This window comes from Streptomyces atratus (assembly GCF_900119365.1).
GTDB classification, from domain to species: domain Bacteria; phylum Actinomycetota; class Actinomycetes; order Streptomycetales; family Streptomycetaceae; genus Streptomyces; species Streptomyces atratus_B.
The window spans coordinates 36,413-51,644 of record NZ_FPJO01000008.1 but is presented as its reverse complement, the minus strand read 5'-3'; the positions used below and the strand labels follow the sequence as shown (position 1 = coordinate 51,644).

The 15,232-nt window shown below is 72.4% G+C and carries 13 protein-coding genes and 1 riboswitch; of the genes, 3 read left to right on the top strand and 10 right to left on the bottom strand.

Annotated elements, in window-relative coordinates:
* Positions 1-107 precede the first annotated feature (107 nt).
* The gene (sepH, locus tag BT364_RS16135) at positions 108-1,175 is read left to right on the top strand and encodes a septation protein SepH (RefSeq protein ID WP_072485866.1); all 1,068 of its coding nucleotides are present in this window, start codon (positions 108-110) and stop codon (positions 1,173-1,175) included.
* 133 nt (positions 1,176-1,308) lie between these two features.
* Here the strand turns inward: sepH and BT364_RS16130 are convergent, their stop codons facing one another.
* Positions 1,309-2,136, bottom strand: coding sequence for a sulfurtransferase (locus BT364_RS16130; RefSeq protein ID WP_072485865.1), 828 nt, complete (start codon positions 2,134-2,136; stop codon positions 1,309-1,311).
* 233 nt (positions 2,137-2,369) lie between these two features.
* Here BT364_RS16130 and BT364_RS16125 point away from each other — a divergent pair, with 233 nt between their 5' ends.
* Positions 2,370-3,146, top strand: coding sequence for a VOC family protein (locus tag BT364_RS16125; RefSeq protein WP_072485864.1), 777 nt, complete (start codon positions 2,370-2,372; stop codon positions 3,144-3,146).
* 17 nt (positions 3,147-3,163) lie between these two features.
* Here the strand turns inward: BT364_RS16125 and BT364_RS16120 are convergent, their stop codons facing one another.
* From BT364_RS16120 to BT364_RS16100, 5 genes are all read right to left on the bottom strand, one after another.
* Positions 3,164-4,042, bottom strand: coding sequence for a PaaX family transcriptional regulator (locus tag BT364_RS16120; RefSeq protein ID WP_072485863.1), 879 nt, complete (start codon positions 4,040-4,042; stop codon positions 3,164-3,166).
* Positions 4,043-4,077: 35 nt separating this feature from the next.
* Complete coding sequence (locus BT364_RS16115; RefSeq protein ID WP_072485862.1) at positions 4,078-4,728, bottom strand: thymidine kinase; 651 nt, start codon at positions 4,726-4,728, stop codon at positions 4,078-4,080.
* Positions 4,729-4,783: 55 nt separating this feature from the next.
* Entirely contained in the window at positions 4,784-5,971 is a 1,188-nt protein-coding gene (locus BT364_RS16110) for an alkaline phosphatase family protein (protein WP_072485861.1), read from the bottom strand.
* The gene (locus BT364_RS16105; protein ID WP_072485860.1) at positions 5,971-6,567 is read right to left on the bottom strand and encodes a DUF5998 family protein; all 597 of its coding nucleotides are present in this window, start codon (positions 6,565-6,567) and stop codon (positions 5,971-5,973) included. The genes BT364_RS16110 and BT364_RS16105 overlap by 1 nt, the downstream gene beginning before the upstream one ends.
* Positions 6,568-6,653: 86 nt before the next feature.
* A complete protein-coding gene (locus BT364_RS16100; protein WP_072485859.1) occupies positions 6,654-9,521 on the bottom strand; it encodes a bifunctional acetate--CoA ligase family protein/GNAT family N-acetyltransferase in 2,868 nt (955 codons plus the stop codon).
* A gap of 172 nt (positions 9,522-9,693) precedes the next feature.
* Between BT364_RS16100 and BT364_RS16095 the strand changes: the two genes are divergently transcribed.
* Complete coding sequence (locus tag BT364_RS16095; RefSeq protein WP_072485858.1) at positions 9,694-9,975, top strand: HPr family phosphocarrier protein; 282 nt, start codon at positions 9,694-9,696, stop codon at positions 9,973-9,975.
* Positions 9,976-10,149: 174 nt separating this feature from the next.
* Here BT364_RS16095 and BT364_RS16090 read toward each other — a convergent pair whose 3' ends face one another.
* The 4 genes from BT364_RS16090 to BT364_RS16075 form a co-directional block, all read right to left on the bottom strand.
* Entirely contained in the window at positions 10,150-10,863 is a 714-nt protein-coding gene (locus BT364_RS16090) for a GntR family transcriptional regulator (RefSeq protein ID WP_072485857.1), read from the bottom strand.
* Between the two features lie 225 nt (positions 10,864-11,088).
* Positions 11,089-11,904, bottom strand: coding sequence for a M23 family metallopeptidase (locus tag BT364_RS16085; protein WP_072485856.1), 816 nt, complete (start codon positions 11,902-11,904; stop codon positions 11,089-11,091).
* A gap of 13 nt (positions 11,905-11,917) precedes the next feature.
* Positions 11,918-12,084: riboswitch (cyclic di-AMP (ydaO/yuaA leader) on the bottom strand.
* Between the two features lie 251 nt (positions 12,085-12,335).
* Complete coding sequence (locus BT364_RS16080) at positions 12,336-13,718, bottom strand: M16 family metallopeptidase (RefSeq protein ID WP_072485855.1); 1,383 nt, start codon at positions 13,716-13,718, stop codon at positions 12,336-12,338.
* A gap of 26 nt (positions 13,719-13,744) precedes the next feature.
* Positions 13,745-15,118, bottom strand: a complete 1,374-nt coding sequence (locus tag BT364_RS16075) for a M16 family metallopeptidase (protein WP_072485854.1) — start codon at positions 15,116-15,118, stop codon at positions 13,745-13,747.
* Positions 15,119-15,232: the final 114 nt, after the last annotated feature.

Genomic DNA, 15,232 nt, shown 5'->3' with positions numbered 1-15,232 from the left:
CCGGGCAACACGGCAATGTTGTGGCAGGCTGCACCCGGGCAGGCCACACTCGACTAGCGGAAGCAGCGACGCACGTGACGTCGGCAGGCACCACCCGGGAGGTCCCCATGCCCGAACTGCGTGTCGTGGCCGTCTCCAACGACGGCACACGACTGGTGCTCAAGGCTGCGGACAGCACGGAGTACACGCTTCCCATCGACGAGCGGCTGCGAGCCGCCGTGCGCAACGACCGCGCGCGGCTCGGCCAGATCGAGATCGAGGTGGAGAGCCACCTCCGCCCCCGTGACATCCAGGCGCGGATACGAGCCGGTGCCTCCGCGGAGGAGGTCGCCCAGTTCGCCGGGATCCCCGTCGACCGTGTCCGCCGCTTCGAGGGCCCCGTGCTCGCGGAGCGCGCCTTCATGGCCGAGCGGGCCCGGAAGACCCCCGTGCGCCGTCCCGGCGAGAACGCCGGCCCCCAGCTCGGCGAGGCGGTGCAGGAGCGGCTGCTGCTGCGCGGCGCCGACAAGGAGACCGTCCAGTGGGACTCCTGGCGCCGGGACGACGGCACCTGGGAGGTCCTGCTGGTCTACCGGGTCGCGGGCGAGCCGCACTCCGCGAGCTGGACGTACGACGCGCCGCGCCGGCTGGTCCAGGCCGTGGACGACGAGGCGCGCTCGCTGATCGGCGAGACCGACGACGTCGCCGCGCCCGAGCCGAGCTTCCCGTTCGTGCCCCGGATCGCCCGGCTGCCGCGCGACCGGCCGCTGGACCGCGCCCTGGACCGCCAGATGGAGCGGCCCACGGCGCCGCCGCCCCCGCCCGAGCCCGAGGAGCACATCGCGTCCGTCTCGGCCGGTGAGCGCGATTCGCTGACCAGCCTGCTGGAGGCGGTACCGAGCTTCCGCGGCGACATGGTGGTGCCGGAGCGGCCGGCGCCGCCCGAGCCGCCCGCGATCGAGCCCGCCGCCAAGGAGCCGGAGGCGGACGGGCCGTCGGCCGCGGCGGCATCCGCGGGCGCCGGTTCCGCCTACGCGGATGTGCTGATGCCGCGAGCGGTGGCCGGTCACCGCGACCGGCTGACCGGTACGACGGACCGCCAGGCCGAGGCGGACGGCGTCCGGCCGGGCCGCCGGGCCGCCGTACCGACCTGGGACGAGATCGTCTTCGGTACGCGCCGCAAGAAGCAGGACTGAGCGGAGCGACCACAGGATGACGAGGGCCCGTACGCCACTTCGTACGGGCCCTCGTGCCGTGTGCGTCCGCCGCACCCGGCGCCTGCGGGGCCGCACGCGGCGGGTCCGGCCGGTCCGGTCGGCGCCCGTCCCGTTACTGCGGCTCGGGTCCCGTGGCGACCGGGCGGGACTCGTCGCCGGACCACTCGGACCAGGAGCCCGCGTACAGCGCCGCGGGGATGCCCGCGACGGCCAGGGCCAGTACTTCATGAGCGCCGGAGACCCCGGAGCCGCAGTAGACGCCGATCTCCTCCGTCCGGTCGGCGCCGAGCTCCTTGAAGCGCACCGCCAGCGCCTGAGCGGCCAGGAACCGGCCGTCCTCCCCCGTGTTCTCGGAGGTCGGGGCCGAGACGGCGCCCGGAATGTGGCCGCCCACCCGGTCGATCGGCTCCACATCGCCCCGGTAACGCTCGGCGGCCCGGGCGTCCAGCAGCAGACCCGAGCGGGCCAGCGCCGCCGCCCCGTCCGCGTCCAGCAGCGGCAGCGCACCGGGCTCGGGCCGGAAGTCGCCCTCGGCCGGGGCCGGGGTCTCCTGCTGGAGTTCACCCGTCCAGGCGGCGAGTCCGCCGTCCAGGACCCGGACGTCCGGGTGCCCCGTCCAACGCAGCAGCCACCAGGCGCGTGCCGCCGCCCAGCCCTGGCCGCCGTCGTACACGACCACCGGGGTGTCCCGGGAGACACCGGCCCGGCGCATCACCGCCCCGAAATCCTCCGGATCGGGCAGTGGATGACGGCCGCCGAGGCCTGCCGGACCGGCGAGTTCCGCGTCCAGATCGACAAAGACCGCACCGGGAATGTGCCCGGCCTCGTAGTCGGGTCGCCCGTGCGGGCCACCCAGTTGCCAACGTACGTCGAGGAGCACCGGCGGACGTGGCCCCGCCGACTCGCTCGCGTATTCGGATGCGGTGATGATGGGCTTCATGGGTGCCATCCTCGCGCAGGAGCCACCCCACCCGTAACACCGTCGAAACGGACGCACCGCACCAAATCGATCTCCCTCCGTCGAGATCCCGGAAAGTGCGGCGCGGCCGGAGCACTTCGTGCGCCGGGTGGTGCAAACATCTGCACGGGGCGTACACATCCCGTACCGCGCGACGGCACGCCGGCCCCGTTCCCCCCGTACGGCCACCCCGATGGTCCGAGGAGAGAGTGACGATGACCGAGGCTGCCGCTCCGCGTACGCCCGGAACACCTTGCTGGGTGAGTCTGATCGTGCACGGCCTGAGCGCGACCCAGGACTTCTACGCCGATCTGTTCGGCTGGGAATTCGTGCCGGGTCCGGACCAGCTGGGTCCGTATGTCCGGGCGCTGATCGACGGGAAGGTGGTGGCGGGCATCGGCCAGCTTCCGCCCGAGCGGCACCTGCCGGTCGCCTGGACGACCTATCTGGCCAGCGACGACGTGGATCTCACGGCGGAGACCATCCGGTCCTGCGGTGGCACGGTCGCCGTGGGGCCGCTCGACGCGGGCGAGGCGGGCCGGCTCGCCATCGCCTCCGACCCCAGCGGCGCGGTCTTCGGGGTCTGGCAGGCCGCCGCGCATATCGGCACGGCGCTCGCCGGGGCTCCCGGCACACCGGTCTGGAACGAGCTGGTGACCCGCGAGACCGCGACGGTCTGCAAGTTCTATCAGACGGTTTTCGGCTACGAGGCGGAGGCGGTCGTCTCGGCCGACTTCGACTACCAGACCCTGCATCTGGCGGGCCGTCCGGTGGCCTCGCTGCACGGCGTCGGCCACGCCCTGCCGCGCGACCGGGGCCCGCACTGGATGACGTACTTCGAGGTCGCCGACACCGACGAGGCGGCCCGGCGCGTGGTGGAGCTCGGTGGATACATCCTGCAGCCGCCCCGGGAGGGGTCGAGCGGCCGGGTGGCGACCGTGGCGGACCCGGAGGGCGCGGCGTTCACGATCGTCCACTCGGACGCACGCTGAGCCGTCCGGCGGGAGCGTCAGCGTGCCCGGACGCGCTCGACATGCCGACGAGCGGGTCCGGCCAGCCGCGCGTGCATCTCGTCGAAGAGCTCGGAGGCATGGGTTCCGCTCCATTCCCCGGGCAATAGTTCACGCGCGACCCCGGGATCGAGGTAGACCAGCCGGCGCCAGTCGGTGAGGACCCCGATGTACGTCGTGAACGCCTGGCGGTCCGTCACCGGGACGCCGTTCGCGATCCGGTCGGCCACCGGACGGTGCGCGGCGAGGAATTCGACGTACAGCCGCTGCAGCCGGTCGGTGTCCCACCAGGAGCGGACTTTCGCGGCGAGTTCGTCGGCGTCGCCGCCGGCCGACAGGTAGTCGGCCCGGAAGAGGTCGGCGTACGAGCGCAGTCCGTGCCTGGCGAGCATGGACTCCGCCTCGTCGTGCACATGTCCCGGAGCGATCCACACTCCGGCGGACACGGACCCGAAACCGAGCCGGGTGAGCTGGGTGCGCAGGGTGTGCCGCCTGGCGCGTTCGGACTCGGGCACCGAGAAGACGACCAGCACCCACCCCTCGTCCACGGTGGCCCGCCGGGCCGCGAAGATGCGCGGATCGCCGTCGCGCAATATCCGCTCGGTCTCGGGCGAGATCCGGTACCCGGCCGCTCCGGACACCGACTGGGCCTCCAGCAGTCCGGCCCGCTTCAGCCGGGAGACGCAGGAGCGTACGGTCTGCGCCTCGACGTCGAGGTCGGCGAGGAGCTGGATCAGTGAGGCCACCGACATCCAGCCGTCGGTGTCGCGCGCGTACAGCCCGTAGACGGTCACGATCAGCTGCCTGGGCTGCACCTTGCCCAGCGGGCCCCGTCCGGCCCCGGACTCTTCTGCGCTCACCGTGTTCACAGGCGTCATCCTAAGCAGCCCGCGCACAGCGCCGGCCGGGCGGTTCAGACGGAGGTGACGGGCAGCACGTCCGGCGACAGCGCGCCCGCGCGGGCCCTCGCGCTGGTCGTCCTGCGCTGGTGGTGGCGCCGGCACAGCACCTCGTAGCCGACCTCGCCCGCCTGTTGGTTGACATCACCCACGACTACCTGGGCGCCTTCGACGACCATCTCTCCGCCGACCGTCCGGGCGTTGTGCGTGGCCCGCGCGCCGCACCAGCAGAGCGCCTCGACCTGGAGCGTCTCGACCCGGTCGGCGAGCTCGATCAGCCGCTGGGACCCGGGGAACAGCTTGGTCCGGAAGTCTGTGGTGATGCCGAACGCGAAGACGTCCATGCCGAGGTCGTCGACGATGCGTGCGAGCTGGTCGATCTGGACGGGGGCCAGGAACTGCGCCTCGTCCACGATCACGTAGTCCGCCCGGCCGCCCCGGCTTATCCGGTCGACGAGATGGGCGTACACGTCCATGCCCTCATCGGCCTCGACGGCCTCGGTGACCAGCCCCAGACGCGAGGAGAGCTTGCCCTCGCCCGCCCGGTCATCACGGGTGAAGATCACGCCTTGCAGGCCGCGTGCCGAACGGTTGTGGCCGATCTGCAGCGCCAGCGTGCTCTTTCCGCAGTCCATCGTTCCGGAGAAGAACACAAGCTCGGGCATGAGGGGCTGAGCACCTTTCGGGCGGGAGAAGAAGCAGCGGTCGGGAAAAACGCGGTTACGAGCGTACTTCGAGGAGCGGGACGAGCTGCTCGACGGGGGTCATGGAGCCGTGCATGCCGACCATCGCGGACTCGTGCGGCTCATTGACGGAGGCGGTGATCACCACGTCGTCGTGGGCCGCCGCGACGACGTCGCCGATCCTGCCGTGCACACGCTCGTCGATCTTCGGGCCGAACCAGCCGGCCGCGATCGCCTCGTCCCTGCTCGCCACCCAGAACTGCTCGCCGAGCACTTCCCGCCAGACGGTCAGCACGTCGTTCTCGGCTCCCGGGACGGCGTACACATGACGGGCCCGGCCCTCGCCGCCGAGCAGGGCGACGCCCGCGCTCAGCTCCCAGTCCTCGTCGAAGTCGATCCGGGACTGCTCGTCGAACGGGATGTCGATCATGCCGTGGTCGGCGGTGATGTACAGCGCCGAGCGGGGTGGGAGCTGTTCGGCCAGGCGCCGGGCCAGTCCGTCCACGTACATCAGCTGTCCGCGCCAGGCATCGGAGTCGACACCGAAGCGATGGCCCTTGCCGTCGACCTCGCTGTAGTACGTGTAGACGAGCGACCGGTCGCCCGCGGCGAGCCGCTCGGCGGCGGTGTCCATCCGCTCCTCGCCGGACAGCCGGCCAAGGAACGAGCCGCCGCTGAGCGCGACCTTGGTGAGCGGGGTCTGCTCGAAGGCGGGGGCGGAGACCTGGGCGGTACGCACGCCCGCGGCGTCGGCGAGCTTGAAGACCGTGGGGTACGGCTGCCAGACCTTCGGGGAGGTCCAGGGGTTCCAGCGGAGCTGGTTCATCAGCTCGCCGGTCTCCGGATTGCGCGCGGTGTAGCCGGGCAGACCGTGCTCCCCGGGCGGGAGCCCGGTGCCCACCGAGGCCAGCGAGGTGGCCGTGGTGGCCGGGAAGCCCGCCGATATCGGGCGGCCGGTGCCGCCGCGCGAGGTGGGGAGCAGGGAGTGCAGAAACGGTGCCTCGTCGGGGTGGGCCTTGATCTGCTCCCAGCCCAGGCCGTCGATCAGGAACACGCAGTTCCGGTCGGCGGGGGTGAGTTCGGGGATCGCCGCGGTGAAGCCGGGCACGCCCTGTCCGGCGACGAGCGTGGGCAGCAGGTCGCAGAGCGATCCGCTGCCGTACTCCGGGACCGGGGCACTCTCGACAGCGAGCGGGTCGGACTCCTGCCAGGCCGGCTGCGCCATCAGTGGCCGGTCGCCGGGGTCGCCGCCGTGGCCTCGGAGAGCGACTGGGCGAAGGCGAGGGTCTGACGCACGGTGTCCGGGCCGTCGCCGGCCTCACTGACCCGCAGGCTCAGGTCGTCGGCGGTGGAATTGCCGGTGTAGCCGTGGTCGGCCTCGCAGTTGGGGTCGCCGCAGGCGGCCGGCTCCAGGTCGATCCGGGAGACCGCGCCCCAGCCGATGGTGAGGACGACCTCGCGGGGCAGCGTGCCCGGCACGTACTTCTCCGGGTTGGCCACGACCCGGCTGACCACGACCGAGGAGATCCGGTCGAGCTTGACCGACTCCGTGGACGTGGTGGCGTACGGGGACGGGGAGCTGGTGTCGGCGTTCTGCTCGTCGGTGTGGCTGACGATGAAACGGTTGTCCGTCAGGACCAGGACCGTGACATGGCGGCGCACCTCGTTGGAGTCGAACGTGGTCTCCTGGTGCACCAGGTACGAAGCGACCGGCTCACCGCCCACGGCGGCCTCCACCGCCTCGGCCACGAGGGCCGGGTAGTAGCCACTGCGCTCGATCGCCGCGCGCAGCCCCTGGGTCGTCGTACCGGTCTTTGCCATGAGGACCATCCTACGGGGGCCGGATGACTGCCGGGGACGTTGTGCGGCAGGGCGGACCGGGCCCTTCGGACGTGACGGCGCCCGGGTCAGTAGTTGGGCAGGCGGCGGGGGCCGAGATCGGTGCGGGGCGGGGGCGGCGAGAGGCGGACGGTCGCGCCGAGCACGGTCAGCCCCTGGGTGGCGACCACCACTGGTTCCAGGGCGATGGAGACCACCTCGGGGTGGTCGTCGACCAGCCGGGAGACCCGCAGCAGCAGCTCTTCGAGGGAAGCGGTGTCCACGGGCGCCGCGCCGCGCCAGCCGAACAGCACCGGGGCCGCCCGGATGGACCGGATCAGCTCGGCGGCGTCGCGGTCGGTGGCCGGGACGAGGCGGTGGGCGGTGTCGCCGAGGAGTTCGGAGGGTGCGCCCGCGAGCCCGAAGGACAGGACGGCACCGGCCGCCGGGTCGATCGTGGCCCGTACGACGGTGTCGACGCCGCGCGGGGCCATGGCCTGGACGACGGGCCGGAGTTCGGCCGGCTTGCCGAGCAGGTCGGTCAGTTCGCCGTACGCCCGGCGCAGCGCGGTCTCGTTGGCGAGGTCGAGCCGGACACCGCCGAGATCGGCCCGGTGGCGCAGATGCGGCGCAGTGGTCTTGAGCGCCACGGGATAGCCGAGCCGGGCGGCCGCGGCAACTGCGGCATCCGGGTCGGGTGCCGGGAGCGTCGGCCGTACGGTGATGCCGTAGCGGCCGAGGAGTTCGCGTGCCTCCTCGTGGGCGAGCGGCCGGCCCCGCGGGTCGGGGTCGGGGCCGAGGAGGGTGTCGATGAGCTCGGCGGCGCCCGATTCGTCGATGGTGTCGTCGAGGAACTCGGGCACCTTGCCGGGCACGGCGGCCTGGCGTCGCCACTGGGCGTACCGCACCGTTTCGGCCAGGGCGCGCACCGCCCGTTCGGCGGCGGGGTAGGCGGGGATCCGGCCGATGCGGGTCCCGGGGGCACTGGTGAGGGGGGCTGCGGGTGCCGGGCCGGGGTCGGGCGGGGTGGTGGTTCCGGTACGCGCGGCCGGGGCGGGCGGGGGTGCCGGGCGCGGCTGCGCGACCGTGCTGGTGGCCGCGGCGAGGGCCTCCGCCAGCCCGCCGATCTCGACATGGACGACGGCGACCGGCTTGGCCGGCCCCGCGGCGGCGGCCGTGTGCAGCGCGGCCGCGAGCACCTCGCCGTCGCCCGCCTCCGCCTCGCCGTCCTCGCCGACCCACGGGATGGCCGTCACGACCACCGAGTCGCAGCCGTCGTCGGCGAGGGCCTCGGCCAGGGCGTTCATGAAGTCCCGCGGGGTGGCGGCGGTGGTGAGGTCGAGGGGAGGGCGCGGGCGCAGCCCCTCGGCGAGGCAGGCGTCGTACGTGAGGAGGCCGAGCGATTCGGAGTTGCCGAGGATCGCGACCCGGGGGCCGGCCGGCAGCGGCTGGTCGGCGAGGAGGAGGCCCGCGTCGACCATCTCCGTCACCGTGTCGACCCGGATCACGCCCGCCTGCCGCATGAGCGCCGAGACCGTCGCGTCCGGGATCCGGCTGATCGGCACCGCGTGGCCGGGCGGGGTGGAGCCGCTGTGCCGGGCGCCCTTCACCACGACGACCGGCTTGACCGCCGCGGTGCGCCGCGCGAGGCGGGTGAACTTGCGGGGGTTGCCGAGCGATTCGAGGTACAGCAGGGCGACGTCGGTGTCGGGGTCCTCGTACCAGTACTGGAGGAAGTCGTTGCCGGAGATGTCGGCGCGGTTGCCCGCGGAGATGAAGGTGGACAGGCCCGCGCCGCGCCGGTAGAGCCCCGAGAGCAGCGCGATGCCGATCGCGCCGGACTGGGTGAAGAGGCCGATGCGGCCGGGGGCGGGCGGCTCGGGGGCGAGCGAGGCGTTCAGCCGAACCGTTTCCGCGTTGTTGATCAGGCCGAAGGCGTTCGGGCCGATGATCCGCATTCCGTACGAGCGGGCCTGCCGGACCAGTTCGCGCTGCCGCTCCCGGCCCTCGGCGCCCCATTCGGCGTATCCGGCGGAGAGGACGACCAGGCCCTGGACGCCGTGTTCGCCGCAGTCCGCGACGGCCTCCGGAACCCGGTCGGCGGGAACGGCGACGACCGCGAGATCGACCGGCTCGCCGATCTCGCCGATCGAGCGGTGGGCGGGGACGCCGTCGACTGTGGCCAGGCCGGCGGCAAAGGCGCGGTTCACGGCGTACGTACGGCCGGTGAAGCCGGCGCCGAGGAGGTTGTGCAGGACCGTGCGGCCGACGCCGCCGGGGGTCCGGCCGACCCCGATGACGGCGACGGAGCCGGGGGCCAGCAGGCGTTGCACGGACCGCGCCTCCGCCCGCTGCTCACGGCCGCGCTGGACGGCGAGGGACTCGGCGGTCGGTTCGAGGTCCAGGGTGAGGTGTACGGAGCCGTCCTCGAAGCTGCGCTGCTGGGTGTAACCGGCGTCCCGGAACACCTTGATCATCTTGGTGTTGGCGGGCAGCACCTCGGCGGCGAAGCGGCGGATCCCGCGCTCGCGGGCGACGGCCGCGATGTGTTCGAGCAGCGCCGAGGCCACGCCGCGGCCCTGGTGCGCATCCTGGACGAGGAAGGCGACCTCGGCCTCGTCGGCGGGTGCGGAGGCGGGCCTGCCGCGCTCGTCGATCCGGTCGTAGCGGACGGTCGCGATGAACTCGCCGCCGATCGTGACCGCGAGTCCCACCCGGTCGACGTAGTCGTGATGGGTGAAGCGGTGCACGTCCCGGTCGGACAGCCGGGGGTACGGGGCGAAGAACCGGTAGTACTTCGACTCGTCGGAGACCTGCTCGTAGAAGCTGACCAGCCGCTCCGCGTCGTCCGTGGTGATGGGCCTGATGCGCGCGGTGCCTCCGTCGCGGAGCACCACGTCCGCTTCCCAGTGGTCGGGATAAGCGTGATGCGGACTCTGCTCCGGCGCGGGCTGCATGGGCAAAGACTACGGCTCGGCCAGCGGTCGCGTACGTCTCGGGGCCGGGGCAGTCTGAGAGGGCCGATCGGCGGCACCCCGGGCATCGCGGGCGTTCCCGGGGTCGGCCGGAGCACTGCGCACCGCGTGAGAGACTGGTCTAGACAACCTTTGATTCGTGAAGGGCAGAACCATGGCTGAGCGCCGCGTCAACGTCGGTTGGGTCGAGGGCCTGCACGCCCGCCCCGCTTCCATCTTCGTCCGTGCCGCCACGGCCTCCGGCGTCCCCGTGACGATCTCCAAGGCCGACGGCAACCCGGTGAACGCCGCCTCCATGCTCGCGGTCCTCGGCCTCGGTGCCCAGGGTGGCGAGGAGATCGTGCTCGCCTCCGAGGCCGACGACTCCGAAGCCGCCCTGGACCGTCTGGCGAAGCTGGTCGCCGAGGGGCTCGAGGAGCTCCCGGAGACCGTCTGAATCATTTTTCCCGAGAGAGCCGCGGCACCCTGAACCGGAGCCGCGGCTTTTTCTTTTCCCGGAACGGACCTCCCGGAGAGCATGTGGAATTACGGCATGCCGATCCAGGGCGGGGCGGAATAGGGTCTCGCGAAATCGCATCTCTTTGTATGCGGCTTGTATACGGCGCAATTGTTAATTCCGGACGCCCGCGGTGTTTACGGGGTGTTGCGAGGTCCTCACCCGTCCGGCACGGGCAGCGGCGGGCGGCCGGGCCTGCCGGTCGGTGCGGCGCAGCCGGTGCGCGGCCGCGGCCCGCTCCGCGTGATGGGCGGCCAGCGCCCTGGCCCGCTCCGCGTCGCCGCGTGCCACCGCGTCCACGATGGCCCCGTGCTCGGCCCAGGAATCCACCGGGCGGGCCGGCTGGTCGACCGCGTACATCCAGGCGGTCTTGTGCCGCAGCTGGGTGAGCAGCGCGATCAGGCCGGGGCTGCCGGAGGCCTGCGCCAGCGTCTCGTGGAACCAGCCGCCCAGTGAGCGCAGGTCCTCGCCCTCGCCCCGCCTGGCCCGGTCCTGGCCGAGCCGCACGAGGCCGCGAAGCACCTTGAGGTGCGCCTCGGTGCGGCGTTGCGCGGCGCGTGCGGCACCCAGCGGCTCCAGCAGCGTCCGGACCTCCAGGAGGTCGGCCGCCTCCAGCTCGGTGGGCTCGGCGACGCAGGCGCCCGCATGCCGGCGGGTGACCACGAAGCCCTCGGACTCCAGGGTGCGCAGCGCCTCCCGCACCGGGACACGGGAGACCCCGTAACGACGTGCCAGCAACTCCTCCGTGAGACGGCTGCCGCGTTCGAAGACACCGGAGACGATGTCGTCGCGGATTGCCGTGCATACCGAATGCGCTGGAATGCGCATGTCCGAACCTCCGCCTCAATCCCCGCGAAACGCGGCCGGCCGATGCCTGTTCCGTGACTCTATTGCAATGCGGCCGCATTTCCGATGCCGGGCGGAAATTCATGAATATCTTTTGGCCACGGGGCGGTTCGGCGGACGGTCGTCGTCCATGGCCGTGCGGCGGGCATGCCGAAGGCCCCGGCATGCTGCCGGGGCCTTCGGCGGGGTGCTGCGACGGCGCGTCGGTCAGACGTTGACGCCGTGGGCGCGCAGATACGCGACCGGGTCCATGTCGGAGCCGTACGACGGTGTCGTCCGGGCCTCGAAGTGGAGGTGCGGCCCGGTGGAGTTGCCGGTCGAGCCGGAGAGGCCGATCTGCTGGCCCACGCCGACGCTCTGGCCGACGGAGACTCCGATCGAGGAGAGGTGGCCGTACTGCGTGTATGTGCCGTCCGTCATCCGGAGCACGATGTTGTTGCCGTACGCGCCGCCCCAGCCGGCCTCGACGACCGTACCGGCGCCGACGGCGACGACGGAGCTGCCGGACGCGGCGTGGAAGTCGATGCCGGAGTGGCTGCCGGAGGACCAGAGCGATCCGCTGGACTTGTAACCGGTGGTGACGTACGAACCGGCGACCGGGAGCTGGAAGGCGCTCAGCCGGGTGCGCTCGGCGGACCGGGCAGCGCGTGCCTTCTCGGCGCGGGCCTCTGCGGCACGCTTCGCGTCCGCCTTGGCCTTGGCCTTGGCCTTCGCTTCGGCCTTCTTCTCGGCCTCGGCCTTCCGCTGGGCCTCCGCCTTCGCCTTCGCCGCCGCGTCGGCCTGGTGCTGCTGCGCGTCGGCCTGGGCGTCGATCCGGTCGGCGAGGGTCTTGTCGATGGCGATGACCTGGCCGAGGCCGGTGTCGCTCACGGAGGGGGTCCCGGAGTCCGCGGCGAGGGCGGGAGCGGCCAGGCCGCCGATGACGCCGGTGGTGGCCAGAGCCGCGACGCCGACCGCCTTCGCGCGCGTGCGCGTCAGTCGGCTCGGGGCACGGTGCTTCCCGGTGGCACGGGTGAACGCCATGAAGTGGCTGATCCTTTCCTTCCTTCTCGCCTACCGGGTTAGCTGACGGGTTCGGAGCAGGAAGGTCTCCTACGGACGCCCCGGCCCCATCCGGGCTCAGGCATCCGATTCACCCCAGGGACTGCATGGGTCCCCGGCTCCCCGGGCTCGCGCCTGACGGGGACTCGGCGATGACTGTCCGGTACGTCGCGGATGCGGCATACGAGTGACGGACAGCCGAGCCGACGCTAAGCGGGGTCACTTTCATTCACCAAACGGACAGGCCGTTTTGTAGCGCATCCCACAGGCCAGACAGGCAACCTCCGCATCAGAACGGACAAAAGGGAAGACCCCGGCGAGATTTTGCCCGCAAGGATCTTCCCTTTGCCCAGATATAGGGCGATATGCCGGATCGCTCCGATCGGCCGGTGCCCGTCGGACGGTGCCGGTCGTCAGCCGGTGACCACCGACACTTCTCCGATGCCCAGAGCCCGGACGGGCTCCTCGATCCGTGCCGCGTCGCCGACGAGGATCGTGACCAGCCGGTCACCCGGGAAGGCGTTGACAACCGCCGCGGTCGCCTCGACCGTGCCGGTCTCCGCGAGCCGGGCGTACAGGTGCGCCTGGTAGTCGTCGGGGAGGTGCTGCTCGACCTGGTCGGCGAGGGTGCCCGCGACGGAGGCCGCCATCTCGAACTTCAGCGGCGCGACCCCCACGAGGTTCTGCACCGCCGTCTCGCGCTCCTCGTCTGTCAGGCCCTCGGCCGCCAGCGTCCGAAGGACCGTCCACAGGTCCTTGAGCGCGGGCTCGGTGGACTCCGTGTCGACCGATCCGCTGATGGCCAGCATCGCGGCGCCGGTCGCGCCCGAGGCGGCGTCCGGGGCCGACGACCGCAGCACCTGGGCGAAGGCCCGTACGCCGTAGGTGTAACCCTTCTCCTCGCGCAGCACCCGGTCGAGGCGGGAGGTGAGCGTGCCGCCCAGGCAGTACGTGCCGAGCACCTGGGCCGGCCACACGCTGTCGTGCCGGTCGGCGCCGATCCGGCCGATCAGCAGCTGCGTCTGCACCGCGCCCGGGCGGTCGACGATCACCACCCGGCCGGTGTCGTCGGCGGTGATCGGCGGGGCGGGACGGGGCTCGGCGGGCTCTCCCGACCAGTCGCCGAGGGTGTCGGCGAGCAGGGCGTCCAGGTCGATCCCGGTGAGGTCGCCGACGACCACGGCGGTCGCCGCGGACGGCCGGACGTGGGCGTCGAAGAAGGCGCGCACGGCCGCCGCGTCGATCCGCTCCACCGTCTCCTCGGTGCCCTGGCGCGGACGCGACATCCGCGCCGTGGCCGGGAAGAGCTCCTTGGAGAGCTGCTTGGCGGCGCGGCGGGCCGGGTTGGCCTGCTCGTGCGGGATCTCGTCGAGCCGGTTGCGCACCAGCCGCTCGATCTCGCTGTCGACGAAGGCCGGCGCCCGCAACGCCTCGGCGACCAGCGCGAGCGCCTTGGCCAGCCGGGAGGCCGGGACCTCCAGGGAGACCCGGACGCCGGGGTGGTCGGCGTGCGCGTCGAGAGTGGCGCCGCAGCGCTCCAGCTCGGCGGCGAACTCCTCGGCGGTGTGCTTGTCGGTGCCCTCGGACAACGCCCGCGACATGATCGTGGCCACGCCGTCGAGGCCCTCGGGCTCGGCGTCCAGCGGGGCGTCGAGGAAGATCTCGACCGCCACGACCTGCTGGCCGGGACGGTGGCAGCGCAGCACCGTGAGGCCGTTGGGCAGGGCGCCACGCTCCGGCGCGGGGAAGGCCCAGGGCCGGGCGACGCCGGGGGCCGGCTGCGGGTGGTACTGCATCGAAACTCCAGTCGCGGCAGCGTCGGTCACTTGCCCGCTCCTTCGTGCGCGTCGGTGTCGTCGGCGTCGGTCTCGTCGGTGTCCGCGGGCTCGGCCGATTCGACCGGCTCGTAGACCAGCACCGCCCGGTTGTCGGGGCGCAGCTGGGCCTTGGCGACCTCCTGGACCTCCTCCGCGGTGACGTCGAGCACCCGCTGCACAGCGGTCAGGGCGAGCTGCGGGTCGCCGAACAGCACGGCGAACCGGCACAGTTCGTCGGCGCGGCCGGCGACCGTACCGAGCCGGTCCAGCCATTCACGCTCCAACTGGGCCTGCGCGCGCTCCATTTCCTCGGGCGTGGGGCCCTCGGCGGCGAACCGGGCGAGCTCCTCGTCGACCGCGGCCTCGATCTGCGGCACCTCGACGCCGCCGGACGTCTTGACGTCCAGCCAGCCCAGCGAGGGCGCACCGGCCAGCCGCAGCAGCCCGAACCCGGCCGCCACGGCCGTACGGTCACGGCGGACCAGGCGGTTGTGCAGCCGCGACGACTCGCCGCCGCCGAGCACGGTCAGTGCGAGGTCCGCCGCGTCGCACTCGCGGGTGCCGTCGTGCGGCAGCCGGTAGGCGGCCATCAGCGCCCGCGCCGGGACCTCCTCGTGCACCTCCTCGCGCAGCTGCTCGCCGATGATCTCGGGGAGCGAGCCGTCGCGCGGCGGCTGCTTGCCGTCGTGGGAGGGGATGGAGCCGAAGTACTTGTCGATCCAGGCGAGGGTCTGCTCGGGGTCGATGTCGCCGACGACCGAGAGCACCGCGTTGTTGGGCGCGTAGTACGTACGGAAGAAGGTGCGGGCGTCCTCGAGGGTCGCGGCGTCCAGGTCGGTCATCGAGCCGATCGGGGTGTGATGGTACGGGTGGCCCTCGGGGTAGGCCAGTGCCGTCAGCTTCTCGAACGCCGTGCCGTAGGGGACGTTGTCGTAGCGCTGGCGGCGCTCGTTCTTGACGACGTCGCGCTGGTTCTCCATCGACTCCTCGTCGAGCGCGGCGAGCAGCGAGCCCATACGGTCGGCCTCGAGCCACAGGGCCAGCTCCAGCTGGTGCGTGGGCATGGTCTCGAAGTAGTTGGTGCGCTCGAAGCTGGTGGTCCCGTTGAGCGAACCGCCGGCCCCCTGCACCAGCTCGAAGTGGCCGTTCCCCTTGACCTGGCCGGAGCCCTGGAACATCAGGTGCTCGAAGAGGTGAGCCAGACCGGTGCGCCCCTTGACCTCGTGGCGCGAACCGACGTCGTACCAGAGGCAGACCGCGGCGACCGGGGTCAGATGGTCCTCGGAGAGCACCACGCGCAGGCCGTTGGCCAGGCGGTGCTCGGTCGCTGTCAAGCCGCCGGAGCCGGCCTGAGCGGTGGCCGTGTGACCCATGGGCATGTACGTCCCTTCGATCGCGATACTGGATTTCCTGCGAGACCTGCCACCTTAAGCAAGCGCACGGACACCTGGCGAAGTTCCCGTACCGCGGAAGTTCGCGTGAAAGAGGGGCGC